Genomic DNA, 643 nt, shown 5'->3' with positions numbered 1-643 from the left:
TCTCTTCCGTCCGCAGAAGAGAAACAGACTGTTCTGAAATGGATTCAGTTCAAAATTCTTCTGTACGATGGCAGCCAGTCCGTCAATTGATTTCCTCATATCTGTATGTCCGGTTGCAATATATATTTTCTCTGCCTTTGAAATATCACCCAGCATTTTGCAGCACCTTCATAACATTTTCAATTAAACTGCCTGAGGCACCGTTGTGAATTTCAAGAACTGCACGACCAAAACGGATAATAATATCAGCCTGATATGTTTCTGGAGAAACATAGGCTGCATCTGTGGAAATGACACCTGATAATTTGGAAGTATTTATGGGAACTATCTGTTCCTTTGGATTTTTGGAAGGGAGAGCTTCACAAGCAGCAGTACGTATTTTTCTCAACCAATAATAATATCTGTTGATCCTGATGTCATTTTCCGAGCACCATGATTTCACAGTCTGGCCACTGCTGCGGCATTCACGTATAATTTTAATCCACTCATTCATTCTATATTTTTGAGTTGCTTCTTGTACATCCATATAAAACCTTCCTTTTTAAAGTTTTTAAAGCTAACTTGAAAAACTTTAAAACTTATTTTAGAAGATTATCTCACATTTTTTGAACACTTTCCATCCACTTTCTTGTTTGACGCTTAC

The 643-nt window shown here is 37.0% G+C and carries 2 protein-coding genes; both read right to left on the bottom strand.

What is annotated here, in order from left to right; all coding sequences use genetic code 11:
* The coding region (tnpB, locus tag CLLU_RS19590) for an IS66 family insertion sequence element accessory protein TnpB (RefSeq protein WP_106011222.1) at positions 1 to 156 on the bottom strand (156 nt) is incomplete at its 3' end.
* Complete coding sequence (tnpA, locus tag CLLU_RS18535; protein WP_106011221.1) at positions 146 to 526, bottom strand: IS66 family insertion sequence element accessory protein TnpA; 381 nt, start codon at positions 524 to 526, stop codon at positions 146 to 148. The genes tnpA and tnpB, both read right to left, overlap by 11 nt.
* Positions 527 to 643: the final 117 nt, after the last annotated feature.

It is taken from the genome of Clostridium luticellarii, assembly GCF_002995845.1.
GTDB lineage: Bacteria > Bacillota > Clostridia > Clostridiales > Clostridiaceae > Clostridium_B > Clostridium_B luticellarii.
Note: the sequence above shows the minus strand (reverse complement) of the source record. Positions and strands in the feature narration are given on the sequence as shown.